The following is a 13,892-nucleotide window of genomic DNA, read 5'->3' on the forward strand; positions in this document are numbered from 1 at the left end:
TCGATTCGTACCGTTTGGCCGCTTGAACGAACCAGATCTTGCCATCCGATTCCCCCCGCTGGGGTCAGGTTTAAGGGGCCCCCTTTAGTCTGCGCACAGGAGGTTGGTTGCGCCATGCCCCGGCGTGGACAGACAGCCCCCTGCCCTGCCGCTGACTCGTCCGTAGACGTCAGCCATGAAGGCTGCCCCTTGCTCATGCCGTGTCTCGATGAAACGGATGCGAGAGGCCACCAAGGCATCCCTTCGTTTCACGGTGTCTTCACCGGGGGTCCGAAGAGGAACTGCGCGCCCTCACTCTCCAGCACGGACCAGCAACTCTGCCGCCTTCATGCTGAACCTCTCTCCGAACCTGAATCTCCAGTCTTTTTCGGACGTGGCTCGCCGGACCTCTCGTGGTGCCCGGTAATCAGCCGCGCCGAGCGCTGGCGGGTGACATAGGCCCACACCCACTCAAGAAAAACCCTCACACGGTTTCGAAAACCAATAAGCACGAAGATATGCACCGACGACCAGATGATCCAGGCAAGCGCTCCTGAGAGCTTGAGGGAACCGAACTGGGCGACGGCCGCGGCGCGCCCGATGGTGGCCAGCGTACCTCGCTCCCGATAACGGAACGGCACAGTGGACAGCCCCTGGCATAAGCGCAGCACATTCTGTGCGGCATGGCGCCCCTGCTGGACGGCGACCGGAGCCAGGCCCGGCAGCGGCTTGCCGGTCTGATGCAGGAACGCCGCGAGGTCTCCGATCACGAAGATGTCCGGGTGACCCGGCACGCTCAGATCCGGCGCGACCAACACGCGACCGGCGGAGTCCAGCGGAGTCTTGAGCGAGCGGGCCAAGGGGGAGGCCGCCGTGCCCGCGGCCCAGAGCACCGTGGCGGCTTCAAGACGCTGCTGCCCGATGACGATCAGACCCTGCTGGATGGACGTCACCGGCGAGTTCTTTCGCACCTCGACACACAGTCTGGTCAGGGATGCTTCGGCTTTCGCGGAAAGCTCCTCTGCAAACGACGGAAGAATGCGAGGTCCTGCCTCGACCAGAATGGTATGGGTATCCCGCGGGTCAATAGTCCGAAAATCCCGCACCATCTCCTTGCACGCCATCTCAGCGATCGCGCCGGCCAATTCCACCCCCGTGGGGCCTCCCCCGACAATCACAAAGGTGAGCAGCGCCCGGCGTTTCGCCTCATCGGTTTCGCGTTCGGCTTTTTCAAAGGCCAGGAGAATGCGCCGCCTGATCTCCAGGGCGTCCTCAATGCTTTTGAGCCCCGGCGCCTGCGCTTCCCACTCAGGATGGCCAAAGTAGGAATGCGTGGCCCCTACGGCCAGGATCACATAATCGTAAGAGATCTCGCCGTCACGAAACTGCACCTGCCGACCGAACATGTTGACGGCGACGGCATCAGCCAAGATGACGCGAGTATTGGCCTGCCGCTTGAGAATGGCGCGGATCGGATAGGCAATGTTGCTCGGCGAGAGGGTCGCGGTCGCGACCTGATACAAGAGCGGCTGAAACAGATGATAGTTGTGGCGATCCACGACGGTGACCCGAACAGCGGCTCGTTTCAAGGCACGAGCCGCATGCAGACCACCGAAACCAGCCCCAACGATCACAACATGCGGACGGTCAGGAACAGTCATTGATTCCCCAGCAACCCGTGGCTTCGCCACAGGTCCGGTCCGCACAGCGGAAATAATCTATCCGCAGGGCTTTTCGCACGGCTGCCGGCGAAAGCACAGAAGAGAGTCCGGATCTTTTCTTGACGCTGGCTGCGGAAAGTTGAAGGCTAACCGTTCGATCATACATTCATCCGGACAGACTTCATTTTCTCCCCACGTACCTTCATTACGTTGCACTATCAAGAACCCAGGCGACAGCGCCGACGGCCACGCTTCGGTCAATCCTCGCACCCGACCCAAATTCTGCATTCGGAACGTTGCCCCTCCGTGTTCCCTAGAGTCTCACACCAACCTCATCCACATGTTTCAGCAGATCGGCCGGGTCTTGATAGACCCGATAGGCGCCGGCCCGCTCCAACTCCTCCCGACCATAGCCTCCGGACAATAGTCCAACCGACAGGGCGAACGCCCGGCGCGCGGCCAGCAGATCCCAGACGCTGTCGCCGACGATGACGCAGCGGCTCATCGGGACCTTGAGCCGCTTTCCTGCCGCGACGAAGAGATCGGGATCAGGCTTTGCGAAGCGCACGTCGTCTCGCGTGATCACCGGAACCCTCTCATGCAGCCTGAGCAGGTTGAGCGCATGCCGCGCGCTCTGCAGACGTCCGCTCGTCGCGATGGCATGGGGCACACGGTGCTCCGCCAACGTGTCCAGCAGTTCCTGCGCCCCCGGAAGCACACGCAGGGACGGAGCCTGCTTCGCATAGGCCTCCGCATGCACCCGCTGAATGCGCTCCGCATCCTTCTTGGAGACGGGCTGTCCCGTTTCCCGCCACAAGGCGTTGAGCATGAGTCCGCCGCTCATGCCGATTTGCCGGTGAATGCGCCAGACCGGCAGTTCGATGCCCGCCGCTTGCGTCGCTTCGCGCCAGGCCAGCACATGCTGGTAGACGCTGTCGATCAGGGTGCCGTCCAGATCGAAGAGGAAGGCCATCGAGTTAGCGTTCCGGGTTCCAGCCATGGCCCTGTTACCCTTCCAGCTTCGCTTGCATCGTGATCGTCGTGTTGAGCAGACGGGAGATCGGGCAGCCGGCTTTGGCTGCCTGCGTCGCCTTCTCCCAGGCGGCCTGATCCGCCTTGGGCACTTTGCCTTTGACGTCCAATAAGATGCCCGTCACGGTCCATCCGGCTTCGAGTTTCTCGAACGTGACGGTGGCCGTGGTCTCCAGCTTCTCCGCGACCAAGCCGGCAGCGCCCAATTGGCCGGACAGCGCCATCGTGAAGCACCCGGCATGCGCGGCGGCGATCAGCTCTTCCGGGTTGGTGCCCTTTCCGCTCTCAAATCTCGTAGAAAATGAGTATTGCGTCTGGGACAAGACGCCGCTGTCGGTCGACACCGTGCCTTTGCCGGACTTCAAGTCGCCTTGCCAGATGGCCGAGCCTTTGCGTTGCATAGTTCCTCCCTGTGGTGATGGATGATGTTCAGAACGGGCACCTTTCGTGCCCACGTGTGAGCCGGTCGATCATGGAGAATAGAGAAACAATTCCCGAAACAGTGATCTGCCTTCCCCGCCCCATTCACTTCCGCCTGCTCCCGGCGGAGAGTGACGGTTCAGTTGGTTACGGAAGGATGATGGCCTGCTCTGAGTAGCCGATACCTTTGAGAGTCGCTTCCAGCGCGTCGGCCATCAGCGGGGGGCCGCAGAGAAAGATCACGGTGTCAGGACCGGGCGGCGGCAGATGCCCGCGCAGAATAGCCTCGGTGATGCGGCCCCTGCCCTGCGACCAGCCTGCCGGCGGCTGCTCCAACACATGGTAACAATGGAAGCTCGCGTGCCCGCGCCCATCCTCATCCCACTCCTCACGGAAAATGATGTCGCCCTCGGCCTTGTTGGCAAAAATCAGAAACAACTCGACATCAAGGCCTTTGGCGAGAATCCAGCGAATGATGGCAATCATCGGGGTGATGCCCGTGCCTCCGGCCACAAATCCAACCTGCTTCGCCATGCCGTCCACCCAATGGCCACCGGAGTTCGGCCCGCTCATCAGCACGGTGTCTCCGATCTCCCGGTCGTGGAGATACTTCGAAATCAGGCCGGTTTCATACCGCTTGACCGTCAAGTCGAAATACCCCGTGGTGCCGGGAATCGATGACGGCGTGTAGGGCCGCTTCACCGGTTTGCCGTCGATCGTGGCGTGGATGTAGAGATGATCGCCGGGCAGCATGTCCAACGTGGCGTTGTCAGGCAGGGCGAAGCCAAACGTCTTCGTGTCGTGGGTATCGGGGTTAATGGCCGTGATCTTGTAGGGCACGGCCGTCTTCGACTTGATGCGTATGACCAGTGGTATAGTCATGCGTTCATCATACGAGCCTGAGGAAACGGTCGCAACTGAGGAAGCGGATGCCTGAGCCGAACGAAGCTGGGCGTCAGAGCAATCTAGCAGGTGGGGGTAGATTCTCCTCATCACAATGCCGCACACTGAGTTAGTCATGTGACGCAATGGACTGGAGCACGACAGGCATGAACACGATGCTCAGACCACTCATCACTGTACTTGGAATGGCAATCGCGTTGAGTGCGAGCGGCTGTGGCGACAAGGATCCGGCGGTACCGCCTGCAACCACTGCCGAGGGGCTCTGGCTCGGGACGACCAACACCAACCGGACGCTGACCGCCGCCGTGCTTGACGACGGCACCTACTATTTCTTCTATTCCGTCGCGGCCACTCCGGCTCAGATCGCCGGGGTCATCCAGGGCACCGGCACTTCGAACGACGGGAGCTTCACCTCGTCAAACGCAAAAGACTTCGGGATCGGCGTCGCGGTGCTGGATGCGACCCTCTCCGCCACCTATGCGGCGCGCCAGTCCCTCAATGGTTCGATCACCTACCCGGGAGCGAGCGCGGTGACGTTCACCAGTTCCTACAACAGCGCCTATGACACGACGCCGCCCGTGGCCAGTCTCGCCGGCGTCTACACCGGCCAATTAGGTGACTCCCTGGGCCTGCAGACAGCGAATATTACGGTCTTAGCCGATGGGACGTTTACGGGGAGCGAGCAGAACGGCTGCACGTTTACGGGAAGAGCGACGGCAAGGACGAATGGAAATGTCTTCGATCAGCGCATCACATTCGGCGGAGCGCCCTGCTTGTTGCCCGCCAGGACCTTCCAGGGGATCCTGTACTTCGATATTCCAAGCCGTCGACTGTATACCGCCGCGCCGAACAGTCTTCGCACAGATGCGGCGATCTTCTTCGGCACCAAGATCCTTTGACAGAACGTACGCCTCTTCCAATGGTTCCTGAAACTTTTTCAGCTCTGGCGATTGATCCTACACTGTGCGATTACAAGACCTGCTCCTGATTATAAATATTAGTGGTCTCAGAACAGATATAAGACTTGCACTCCGAGCGTCTCTTGATTGTTAGAAGCTGCCGCGCCATGTTGAAACACGTTCTTGTCGGACTTGTCGTAGCGGAACTCGAGCCGGGTGATGAGGGCCGGAACCGGTCTGTACTGCAGTGTCCAGGTCGTCTCCCAGAGCGTCTGCGCTTGACTAGGTGCGGGGGTCGTGTTCGTGGCGCCAAAACAGGTGTTGGTGCCTCCCGCAGTGTTGAAGGTCCCCAGACAGGTGCGGGTACCACCAGCGTCCTCGAAGATCTCGCCCCGTCCTCGCAGACTCCATTGGTCCGTAAAGTCGTGGATCCACCGCCCCACTACACTATTCCACCGGGCGTTCTGCGCTGCCTGGATGGTGCTCGCATGCGTCTCATTGGCATAAAACGGTTCCAGAATGAAAAGATCCTTCTCGGTCGCCTTGAGAGTGAGCACGACACCACTCGCCAGGCGCGTTGCTGAAGGGTTGCCCGGGAGCGCTCCCCCAGACGCGGGATCTCCAAACGACCGATTCGCCTGCTCTGGGCCGTACGACCCATAGATGCTGAGGCTCATGTTGCTCGTCAGCGTCAGAGCGAGCAACCACTCCACTGTCTTGCCTCGATTGTTGTCATCCACATTGTCCCACCCATTCACAACTCCGACGCTAGCCAACACGAGCGGATTGAACTGATAAGAAAGACGGAGGCCAGTCGTCGTGAAGGCTTGCCCGAACCCAAACGTAAATGACCGAGAAAAATTCACATTGTCCGGGCTATTGATCACCTCATACCCAATCAGCGTATTCATTTTGCCCACCTTGATATCAAGGCCGTTCGCGATCGGCAGGATGTATTGGGCATAGACTTCCTGGAGATCGACCTCATCGTTACTGGTCCCCGTCTGATAATTGGTTCGCGCACGAGTGACGCGCGCATCCAAACCGAAATTCAACCGGCCACGGAATCCCACCCGCTCTAGAGCAGACCCGCCCCCCTCTGCCGGCCGTTCCACCATCAGTTGGAACAAATGAGGCATGAACGCGTTGGCATTGGTATCGAAGGTACGCAGTTGGTTCAGATCGCTTGCCGGATTGTGGAAATTTTGCGTGTACGCGACATCAACCAACCCGGAGAGTTTGAGTCCCAGCCGCTGCCACATCGCAGGGGCTTCGAGCTTCTTTTCCAGTTGCTCTATCCGCTCTAACACACTGCCTTCCGACAGAGACTCGGCGGCTCTCACCGGACTCTCTCCGATAAATATGGCAGCGGGGACAGCAATACAGAGGCAGAGACAGACAATTTGCTTCCTGAGCTCCAAGGCGTTCCTCTTTGTTGTTGTCACGACCACTGATCTCATGCGGAAGTGCCTGCAGCGCCCGGGCGCCGCTTTCCCCTATCGCAACACCCTTCGCGGCAAAAAAAAACGCCCTCAGTCTCTATGCGAGACAGAGGACGCCATTGTCCAAAATTCGTTATGCCGCTATTTTACTGCCTGTGGAGACGACATTGTCCCCATTTGAAACACGCTTACTTGTACGACAAGCCGTATAAGAAGTCAAACGTCGATCACACTCCGTCCGAGGTCCCCCTTTCCGTTCTCTTCGGGCCCCTCCCCGCTCATTAACATACCTCCAGTCATAGCATCTGAACGTCTCAGCGTGTGAATCGGTACGTTCTCCCGATTGGCTTTTCGAGCGAGCGCGCTGAGCGAATTCGCTCACATGACTGGGCTGATTTCCGGCTTGCGATTTGACGGTGTCGCCTCTCGTTTGATTTGGACAGGACGATCACGATGTCACCACAGGCCCGGAGACGTTGGTTCGAGCAGATCCTCATAATAGGCGCCAGAACGATCTGCCTTTTCACGCCAGCCCGGTATACTTTTCGCAGGATTCCCCGCTATGCTATATAGTATGAAAGTTCTTTGCTCGATTTCGCAAACACCTACACGCTCGCGCCTGCGGAAAGAAATACTCGTGACAGCCTTGTCTGTGCTCACCATTGGGGGTCTTCTGGCAACAAGCTGGGCCCTTGCCGGTTGCGCCGAAATGGGCGCGGCTCAGGTTGCGAATCAGGTGGGTGCCCCAGCCACGGCCGAAGACCATCTTGCTGCTGCGCTGATGTATGAGAAACAAGCCCAGCAGTTGGAACTGGAAGCGCTCAAGTTTGAGGAGGAGACTGCGCGCATCACGACTTATGAAGATCCCAAGGGATTCCGCCGAAGTGCCCTCAGGATCGCGGCCCAGCGGTGTCGGAAGGAGATTTCAGAATTGAACGACCTCGCTGCAAAACATCGTGAGAAAGCTGAAAAGTTGTAGATCAACCCCGGCGGATCCAAACTGCCACAGAAACGCTCCCAACCGCCGTCACAGATCTCCCGTCCTCTTCCCTAGTATCTCCTTTGCCCGCTTTCGTCCTTACAGCAGCAGGAATACATTCCAGGATTCCTGCTGCATCCCTTAATCCCCCTAGCCAGTGGCCCACTCCTAAAGATCAAAAGAAGGGGGGGGGTATTCCAGACTATTGACAGGCGATTGACAGAGTGATAGAAGTTAAGCGGTTTTTCCTGAGAACAATGCTGTTCCCAGGATCGAAATACAGAAGTCTACCGGCGGACAATGGCGTCCTCCACCCAGGTTGGGTCGAGGGCGTTTTTTTTGCCTCCGCTCCCAACCCTGTAGCCGAACCTGACATTAGATCTGCGATGAGCAAGTCAGCATTTCCAAGTCACGACGGAGGGGTCGGAGGAGATTACTAAAATGATGATCAAAGGGAAAGTTGAACGAACTGGGTTTGCGCTGATGGTGGTGATGGCGTTCGTCCTTCAAGGCTCAATGAGCTTCGCGGGCGAGGAGAGTAAGCTGTCGCAGTTCTTGTATCGCTATGATGCCCTCAAAGCCAATACGACAACCCTTCTTGGGGCACTGCGTCGCGCGAGGCTTGACGGCCATTTAACGAATGACCGGAGACCGCTGTTACACCTGCACAAAGACGTCATGGACTTCTGCTTCGAGGTCAGAAAATATCTCTACACACAACGGACCAGCGGCCTGGCAAAGCCTGTGACGCTTGACGATCGCGCCAATACGCTAGCCATCGCCTACTCCTGCGAGGCGATGGAGCAAGTGCTTGAGGCCGAGTTCGACGTGCATCAAAACGGAGGTCAGAATCCGGACCTTCTTTTGCGGATTCAAGAGAAGTACGAAGAGGTGTGGGAAGTGGCTGATGGTTTGCTCAGTGCCTCCCCCGAGACCCCGATTGCCGAGAGGAAATAACACCTCGCGCAAATCCTTGTGGAGGCCTCATTGGATAGGCCACCGGGGCACCCGAATTCAGGTGGAGTGTGAAGGTGGCCCCATTAGTTTAGACAGAAAGTTCCATTTCTTACGTGAGGCCTCGCGGTTGCCTACCACCGCGGGGGTGAGCCGTATAGGCATGAAGCAAGCGCAGAGGCAATCCGGCACCCCGAGCCTCTAAATATCCAGAGGAGAACCGCTCACAACCCGGCCGTTGGACTTCCCTGCGAACGGGCTGCTCCAGCACAATCGCTCCCTGCCCGCGCGAGCTGGAGCCCCAGCATCATACTGGCCGGCCCGCCGCCCGCGATGCAGCGCCGCACCGAGATCGTACCAGCCATAGGTCCACCTCAGGCCACGCCCGGTGCAAAGAGGAGAGAACGAACGGGAAACGGATCAGGATTCACGCATGCACGGCAGGCTACTGCTTGCGGCGGGACCAGTCAACGCGGGTTACATTCATATAGACAATCGCGAGGCCCCGCGGGGTCTATTGTCCCAACAAAGACTCCCGACCCCTTTTATTGGTTTAAGCCCCCTTCGTGGAAAGGTAAAACAGGCTACCGTTGGGAAAGTAGGGTGTCAACTTCCTGCGGTAAGAGGCCACGAGGCGCGCCAATACAGACTCCCGGCCCTTTTCTTGCCCTCAAATACAGGACGAACAGTCGTTCACTCCGCAGGGCGCTCACGTACCTGCATCGGATCGTCCACAACGTCCTTCGTCAAATCGGCGTGCCTCCGGGAGACCTCCGCCAAGGTCGACTCGCGCGCATTTTCGACGGTGAAACGGTAGCCTTTCCCTCGGGAGACTCGCTGAGGAATTTCCACGAGCACGCGCCCGATGTACCGGATTTCGCCCGCCACGCTGGCAAAGACCACATCCAACTCGCCGCCGAGCCCCGTCACGCCTTCCTCGTGAAAGCCTCTGATGAGAAACTGTCCTGCTCGCAAGCGGGAGACGAAGATCCGCTCTTCTCCGGCCTTCGCCTTGAGCTGATAGTGTTCTACGTAAGGGCCTTCGCCGTTGGGGTCCGCCGGCTGGATCTGTACGATATCGAATTCATACGACGTGTCGGAGCTATCGTGTCCTGAGGCAGTCTTGCCCGACGCGCCCCTCTCTGGTTGCACCAGCACCGAACCGATGACCACGCCCCATTCCGGTCCAAGCGGGGTGAGGCGCTCACCGGACATATCGAACGACGCGGTACAGGCCACCAAGCCGAAGAGTGCCGCGACAAGGGAGATCGCGCCGCCGATGGCTGACCGCATTCTGTGTCCAATCCAATCAGTCTGCATCATGAGAGAATCGTGGCCCCTTCGTTCTCGCCACCCAAGGGGGAACCGCCGTGCGCGAACGAGGCTCTTCAATTAAGACTCCCGCCCCTTTTCCTGTCCGTCATGTCTCACCTTTCCTCATGCCGCCCGACCGGCTGAGAGCAGAAAATTCGAGTCAGGCTACGTGGGGAAGGAAACGGAGTCAACTACAGGAGGGGCATTGACCAGGCGCGCTCGCCGCGCACGGATGAGTTTCGTACTGTCGGCCTGCAAGATCCACCCGTATCTGGCTTGTGCCTGTACTCTCATCACAGAACGCACCGGCTTCCAGCAGCGTAGTATTCGGCAGTATCGAATCCGATCCGACCACGCATCAAATGTGATCCAGACTCGAGCAGCCCATTGCCGCATGATTTCCCGCGACCGCATGTTTCCGAAGCAAGATTCCTCTATGCAACCAATCTCTTACAGACATCGGCGTTCTAGTTTCTGACATCGGCATACCCGTTGCACATAAGGAAGGGGTGAGTGCTTCGCCTTTAATGTCACCATAACGGCGAGTTCACTGCCACACATATGGAGGCCCTGCCATGACCAGCCTCTCTATTAAACAGACGTTGCACGAGAGCCTCTCGGTTGTGTTTCGTGATTGGCATTTCTTCGCTTCTGTGATCTTTGGGCCAGTCATTATCACCAGCGGAGCTCTCATGGCTCTGTGGGGAGCAGCGGCGTCAGAGACCGGACGACTGACGACCGCATTCGCACTATTCGCATTCATTGTAGTGTGGGAACTCGCATCGGTCAGGCTCGCCGTATGTTGTCACCGGTTTATTCTCTTGGGAGAACAACCTGGTTCACTCATGCACGCTTGCAGTTGGACAATGCGAGACACGTGGTTTGCCCTCTACATCCTTGTAATCGCCAATTTCGCAGGATTTATCGTGTTCCTGACCAGATTGTCTATTGCAGGACTGTCAGCGATGCTTGCAAACCTTTCGAATCCGTTAGTCCTTGTCCTCAACGTCCTCGGCCTTGCGACCGCGTTCTTGCTTCCTGCATACATTAATGGACGTCTGAGTCTGATCTTGCCGGCCACAGCGATTGACCGCAGGCCTGTCAAAGGCTGGATGGACTGGGCCTGGAGTCAATCAGCGGGTAATGAATGGCCTCTCATGGTCCTGATCGGCATTATTCCTTTCCTCGGCTTGGTACTGGTAAATATCATTACGATTGTCCTATTCGAACTCGCCACGCAACAATCTGTTCTCTTGGCCGTTCTGATTTTCGGGTTAGCCTGGGCACTTTTCTTCGCGTCAACGGCCTTTGCGGTGGCCGTACTATCACTCTCCTTCAAGCATCTCTCACCAAGTGTGAGCGAAGGAAACCCGATACCGTTTGGGACATCCAACACGATGGGAGTCCCGGCCGTGTAAGCATGAAGCAAGAGCAGAGGCAATCCGGCACCCCGAGCCTCTAAATATCCAGAGGGGAACCGCTCACAACCCGGCCGTTGGACTTCCCTGCGAACGGGCTGCTCCAGCACAATCGCTCCCTGCCCGCGCGAGCTGGAACCCCAGCATCATGCCGGCCGGCCCGCCGCCCGCGATGCAGCACCGCACCGAGATCGTACCAGCCATAGATCGCACCTCAGGCCACGCCCGGTGCAAAGAGGAGAGAACGAACGGGAAACGGATCAGGATTTACGCATGCACGGCAGGCTACGGCTTGCGGCGGGACCAGTCAACGCGGGTTACATTCATATAGACAATCGCGAGGCCCCGCAGGGTCTATTGTCCCAACAAAGACTCCCGACATTTTTCACTCTTCCCCGCGTTGACGGTTGTTAAATCCATCGGCGCACCCTGGCGGCATAGGCGGCGAACTCCGGTCCAAACAATGAGGCCAGCGCTTTTTCTTCCGGTTCGATCTGATACCGGCCCATATACCACACGAATCCGGGGAGGAAGAGGACGGTCAGGGCATTGGCCAAATAGATCGCCCAGGCGAGCAAGACCAGGAGCAGCCCCAGATACATCGGGTTGCGCGTGACGGAATAGATTCCGGTCACAACTAAAGAAGACGATGACCTTGGCTTCATGGGATTGACGGTCGTGCCTGCCCGGCTGAATGCAACCACACCCAAGAGACCAATGAACCCACCCGACAACGCCACCACGCCAGAAACGACAAGGTGCCCGTGAAAGGGAACATCAAAATCCGGAACGGCCCGTGCCGCAAGCCACATACAGGCGGCGGTGATCAGGGCGACCGCCACCGGGGGAATCTTAAGCTCAAGCGTCATTTTACGAGGGTCCTCCTCTCGCACCAGGCAGGCACATCACAGGCTACCTGCGTTGTTTGTCACCGTTCCGTCACAGCCCTCATCACGCAGACGTTTTGAATACGCCACTGGAACGGGAGAGGCCGATCACCCACAGGCCTAACACCACATCAAGCGAACCACAAAAGCCCGGCCACCAGTCCGGGACGCCGGCATCCTCAATCATCGTATGGTGAATGAAATCGAAGAGGCCGTGGGCGACGATCCCCACTCCGACCAGCACGGGCAAATGCATCGCCCCCATGATGGCCAACGTCGAAAAGGCGATGGCCGCCGCAAGTTCCCAGGCAAGCGCTTGGCGCGAACCGCCCATCACAGCAAAGAGAATGTAGTATGCCGCAATGACGACGAGTACGGTGGGATAGAAGCTGCGGTCCTGGTCAAATCGCGTGGACCTGGCAAGAGCGGCAATCGCAACGGCAGTGAGCACACCGATCAAGACAGGAATCATGCAGACCTCTCAACGCAGAGAACCCTACGCTTGCACCTGCCTTGCGTCAAGAATGGGAAGCACCGATGAGACGACGGCTCGAATGCGACAGGGTCCTTCAACAGGCTTGGCTCAACGGAGTTCTATTCGGCAGGCTCATGGCTGACACCGCAGGCCCATCGATACGCTCAGGACAATCAGACCGAACCAGACCCTGGCCTTCGAACGCTGGCTCGATCAAATCAATTCAGCCTGTCCCCTTTTTCTTCGCTCTTACGAATTCTTTGCATGAGCCGTTTGAACGAAACTTGCTCGAGGCAGGATTGTGGCGAGCAGACAAGGCGCTGTCAATCAGTGGTGGATAGAGATGGCATCGATCATTTCGCCGAGCCCCAGCCTGATCTGCTTGCTTGGTCTAGCGCAAGATACTTCTACATGGTAGCGTGACTCTTGATTACTACCATGACTATACCGCCCAGCTATACTCTCTATTGTGATGAGTCAGGGAATACAGGAGGCAACTTCCTGGACCCTGATCAACCCGTATACACACTGGCTGGTTGGCTTGTGCCTACTGCTGAGATTCAAGTTGCAGAGAACCTTGTGCTGCAATTCGAACAAAAGCTCACGTCACAGGGCGACGAAATAAAATCGAAACACGTACTAAAATCACAACTGGGATTGATTGCGACACATAAGCTGTTCAATTCTCTCGGCAAGGTTGGCTGTCTACCAACCTTCTCCATGGCTGAGAAGAAGTATTGCGTTGCGGCAAAGATCGTCGACACTTTTCTCGACCCTGCACATAACGATAACGTACATCCAGACCTCCTCTGGGATACTCTTGAAAAGCAAGCGATCGCCGAGTTATTCGTTGAACTCCCTCAGATCAAACTTACATCCTTTGCCACAGCTTTTAGGAACGCGGATTCGATCGGCCTAACCCAGTCGGCCAAGGATATTTCCCTCTACCTGAAACTATCCCTGCACCAGAGCCTTGCGGACATGATCGAGGGCGCTCTCCCACAAATGGACACGATCGCCAAACTGGAGCAACACTCCAATTCATATCTTCCCAATAAAGCAATGCAAGCACTGAACACGCCAACGGCCGTTCAATTCTTTATGATGGCAAACCAATTTGGGAAGAGGGTGGGAGGCGACATCCGAATCGTGCACGACGAGTCATTCTACTATCAAGAGGCCATTGAGTCGGTCTTTACGCTACACAAGGAGGCCCAAGAGGATTCAATTTCTTTCCCCCACGCTACATTGTCAACTGGCAACAAGAATTTACTGTCTATCGAATTCGTTAGGTCAGAAATGACGCCTTTAATGCGTGCAGCGGATATCTTGGCAGGAGCGTTGACACAACATGCATCAAATGTGACTCGGCAACTTAGCCCTAATCATCTGCTTTCGGAATTAGTCTCAACGATACTGCCGGTGTCATTAGATTCAGTACAGTTGGGATGGTTTACTGCCTCGAGCAAACACGTTCAAGAATGTTTCAAGCTAATCAGGGAGTAATGCACAGCTGCTGAACACTATTC

15 protein-coding genes and 1 pseudogene are annotated in these 13,892 nt (G+C 57.3%); 5 read left to right on the top strand and 11 right to left on the bottom strand.

What is annotated here, in order from left to right; genetic code table 11:
- Positions 1-96: 96 nt before the first annotated feature.
- From ACO9S2_RS04885 to ACO9S2_RS04905, 5 genes and pseudogenes are all read right to left on the bottom strand, one after another.
- Positions 97-330 (bottom strand): annotated as a pseudogene (locus tag ACO9S2_RS04885) (thiamine pyrophosphate-binding protein); the annotation flags it as partial.
- Positions 327-1,640: an NAD(P)/FAD-dependent oxidoreductase gene (locus ACO9S2_RS04890; RefSeq protein WP_423720826.1), complete on the bottom strand. Its 1,314-nt coding sequence runs from the start codon at positions 1,638-1,640 to the stop codon at positions 327-329. The pseudogene ACO9S2_RS04885 and the gene ACO9S2_RS04890, both read right to left, overlap by 4 nt.
- Before the next feature lie 313 nt (positions 1,641-1,953).
- Positions 1,954-2,640 carry an HAD family hydrolase gene (locus ACO9S2_RS04895; protein ID WP_423720827.1) on the bottom strand — a complete coding sequence of 229 codons (687 nt, stop codon included), beginning with the start codon at positions 2,638-2,640 and terminating at the stop codon, positions 1,954-1,956.
- 7 nt (positions 2,641-2,647) lie between these two features.
- The gene (locus tag ACO9S2_RS04900; protein WP_423720828.1) at positions 2,648-3,073 is read right to left on the bottom strand and encodes an OsmC family protein; all 426 of its coding nucleotides are present in this window, start codon (positions 3,071-3,073) and stop codon (positions 2,648-2,650) included.
- A 166-nt stretch (positions 3,074-3,239) separates the two neighbouring features.
- The gene (locus tag ACO9S2_RS04905) at positions 3,240-3,974 is read right to left on the bottom strand and encodes a cytochrome b5 reductase family protein (protein ID WP_423720829.1); all 735 of its coding nucleotides are present in this window, start codon (positions 3,972-3,974) and stop codon (positions 3,240-3,242) included.
- A 167-nt stretch (positions 3,975-4,141) separates the two neighbouring features.
- On the opposite strand from ACO9S2_RS04905, the gene ACO9S2_RS04910 reads away from it, so the two are divergent.
- A complete protein-coding gene (locus tag ACO9S2_RS04910) occupies positions 4,142-4,894 on the top strand; it encodes a hypothetical protein (protein WP_423720830.1) in 753 nt (250 codons plus the stop codon).
- A 107-nt stretch (positions 4,895-5,001) separates the two neighbouring features.
- Here the strand turns inward: ACO9S2_RS04910 and ACO9S2_RS04915 are convergent, their stop codons facing one another.
- Positions 5,002-6,237 (bottom strand): outer membrane beta-barrel protein, encoded by a 1,236-nt coding sequence (locus tag ACO9S2_RS04915; protein ID WP_423720831.1) that lies wholly within the window; start codon positions 6,235-6,237, stop codon positions 5,002-5,004.
- Positions 6,238-6,973: 736 nt separating this feature from the next.
- On the opposite strand from ACO9S2_RS04915, the gene ACO9S2_RS04920 reads away from it, so the two are divergent.
- Positions 6,974-7,315 (top strand): hypothetical protein, encoded by a 342-nt coding sequence (locus tag ACO9S2_RS04920; protein WP_423720832.1) that lies wholly within the window; start codon positions 6,974-6,976, stop codon positions 7,313-7,315.
- 441 nt (positions 7,316-7,756) lie between these two features.
- Positions 7,757-8,272, top strand: a complete 516-nt coding sequence (locus ACO9S2_RS04925) for a hypothetical protein (protein ID WP_423720833.1) — start codon at positions 7,757-7,759, stop codon at positions 8,270-8,272.
- Between the two features lie 221 nt (positions 8,273-8,493).
- Here ACO9S2_RS04925 and ACO9S2_RS04930 read toward each other — a convergent pair whose 3' ends face one another.
- Positions 8,494-8,634 (bottom strand): hypothetical protein, encoded by a 141-nt coding sequence (locus ACO9S2_RS04930; RefSeq protein WP_423720834.1) that lies wholly within the window; start codon positions 8,632-8,634, stop codon positions 8,494-8,496.
- A 328-nt stretch (positions 8,635-8,962) separates the two neighbouring features.
- A complete protein-coding gene (locus ACO9S2_RS04935) occupies positions 8,963-9,592 on the bottom strand; it encodes a hypothetical protein (protein WP_423720835.1) in 630 nt (209 codons plus the stop codon).
- Between the two features lie 566 nt (positions 9,593-10,158).
- Between ACO9S2_RS04935 and ACO9S2_RS04940 the strand changes: the two genes are divergently transcribed.
- Positions 10,159-11,001, top strand: coding sequence for a hypothetical protein (locus tag ACO9S2_RS04940; RefSeq protein WP_423720824.1), 843 nt, complete (start codon positions 10,159-10,161; stop codon positions 10,999-11,001).
- Between the two features lie 63 nt (positions 11,002-11,064).
- Here ACO9S2_RS04940 and ACO9S2_RS04945 read toward each other — a convergent pair whose 3' ends face one another.
- From ACO9S2_RS04945 to ACO9S2_RS04955, 3 genes are all read right to left on the bottom strand, one after another.
- Positions 11,065-11,205 (bottom strand): hypothetical protein, encoded by a 141-nt coding sequence (locus ACO9S2_RS04945; RefSeq protein WP_423720825.1) that lies wholly within the window; start codon positions 11,203-11,205, stop codon positions 11,065-11,067.
- 206 nt (positions 11,206-11,411) lie between these two features.
- Complete coding sequence (locus ACO9S2_RS04950; RefSeq protein WP_423720836.1) at positions 11,412-11,870, bottom strand: methyltransferase family protein; 459 nt, start codon at positions 11,868-11,870, stop codon at positions 11,412-11,414.
- Positions 11,871-11,952: 82 nt separating this feature from the next.
- Positions 11,953-12,360 carry a hypothetical protein gene (locus ACO9S2_RS04955; protein WP_423720837.1) on the bottom strand — a complete coding sequence of 136 codons (408 nt, stop codon included), beginning with the start codon at positions 12,358-12,360 and terminating at the stop codon, positions 11,953-11,955.
- 441 nt (positions 12,361-12,801) lie between these two features.
- Here ACO9S2_RS04955 and ACO9S2_RS04960 point away from each other — a divergent pair, with 441 nt between their 5' ends.
- A complete protein-coding gene (locus ACO9S2_RS04960; RefSeq protein WP_423720838.1) occupies positions 12,802-13,869 on the top strand; it encodes a DUF3800 domain-containing protein in 1,068 nt (355 codons plus the stop codon).
- Positions 13,870-13,892 lie beyond the last annotated feature (23 nt).

Origin of the sequence: Nitrospira sp. NS4 (assembly GCF_049546785.1) — a bacterium.
In the GTDB taxonomy this organism is placed as follows: domain Bacteria; phylum Nitrospirota; class Nitrospiria; order Nitrospirales; family Nitrospiraceae; genus Nitrospira_D.

What these genes read in the sequence shown, in the direction of transcription:
- ACO9S2_RS04890 (WP_423720826.1), bottom strand. Translation starts at nt 1,640, where the DNA reads ATGACTGTTCCTGACCGTCCGCATGTTGTGATCGTTGGGGCTGGTTTC.
- ACO9S2_RS04895 (WP_423720827.1), bottom strand. Translation starts at nt 2,640, where the DNA reads ATGGCTGGAACCCGGAACGCTAACTCGATGGCCTTCCTCTTCGATCTG.
- ACO9S2_RS04900 (WP_423720828.1), bottom strand. Translation starts at nt 3,073, where the DNA reads ATGCAACGCAAAGGCTCGGCCATCTGGCAAGGCGACTTGAAGTCCGGC.
- ACO9S2_RS04905 (WP_423720829.1), bottom strand. Translation starts at nt 3,974, where the DNA reads ATGACTATACCACTGGTCATACGCATCAAGTCGAAGACGGCCGTGCCC.
- ACO9S2_RS04910 (WP_423720830.1), top strand. Translation starts at nt 4,142, where the DNA reads ATGAACACGATGCTCAGACCACTCATCACTGTACTTGGAATGGCAATC.
- ACO9S2_RS04925 (WP_423720833.1), top strand. Translation starts at nt 7,757, where the DNA reads ATGATGATCAAAGGGAAAGTTGAACGAACTGGGTTTGCGCTGATGGTG.
- ACO9S2_RS04930 (WP_423720834.1), bottom strand. Translation starts at nt 8,634, where the DNA reads ATGGCTGGTACGATCTCGGTGCGGCGCTGCATCGCGGGCGGCGGGCCG.
- ACO9S2_RS04935 (WP_423720835.1), bottom strand. Translation starts at nt 9,592, where the DNA reads ATGATGCAGACTGATTGGATTGGACACAGAATGCGGTCAGCCATCGGC.
- ACO9S2_RS04940 (WP_423720824.1), top strand. Translation starts at nt 10,159, where the DNA reads ATGACCAGCCTCTCTATTAAACAGACGTTGCACGAGAGCCTCTCGGTT.
- ACO9S2_RS04945 (WP_423720825.1), bottom strand. Translation starts at nt 11,205, where the DNA reads ATGGCTGGTACGATCTCGGTGCGGTGCTGCATCGCGGGCGGCGGGCCG.
- ACO9S2_RS04950 (WP_423720836.1), bottom strand. Translation starts at nt 11,870, where the DNA reads ATGACGCTTGAGCTTAAGATTCCCCCGGTGGCGGTCGCCCTGATCACC.
- ACO9S2_RS04955 (WP_423720837.1), bottom strand. Translation starts at nt 12,360, where the DNA reads ATGATTCCTGTCTTGATCGGTGTGCTCACTGCCGTTGCGATTGCCGCT.
- ACO9S2_RS04960 (WP_423720838.1), top strand. Translation starts at nt 12,802, where the DNA reads ATGACTATACCGCCCAGCTATACTCTCTATTGTGATGAGTCAGGGAAT.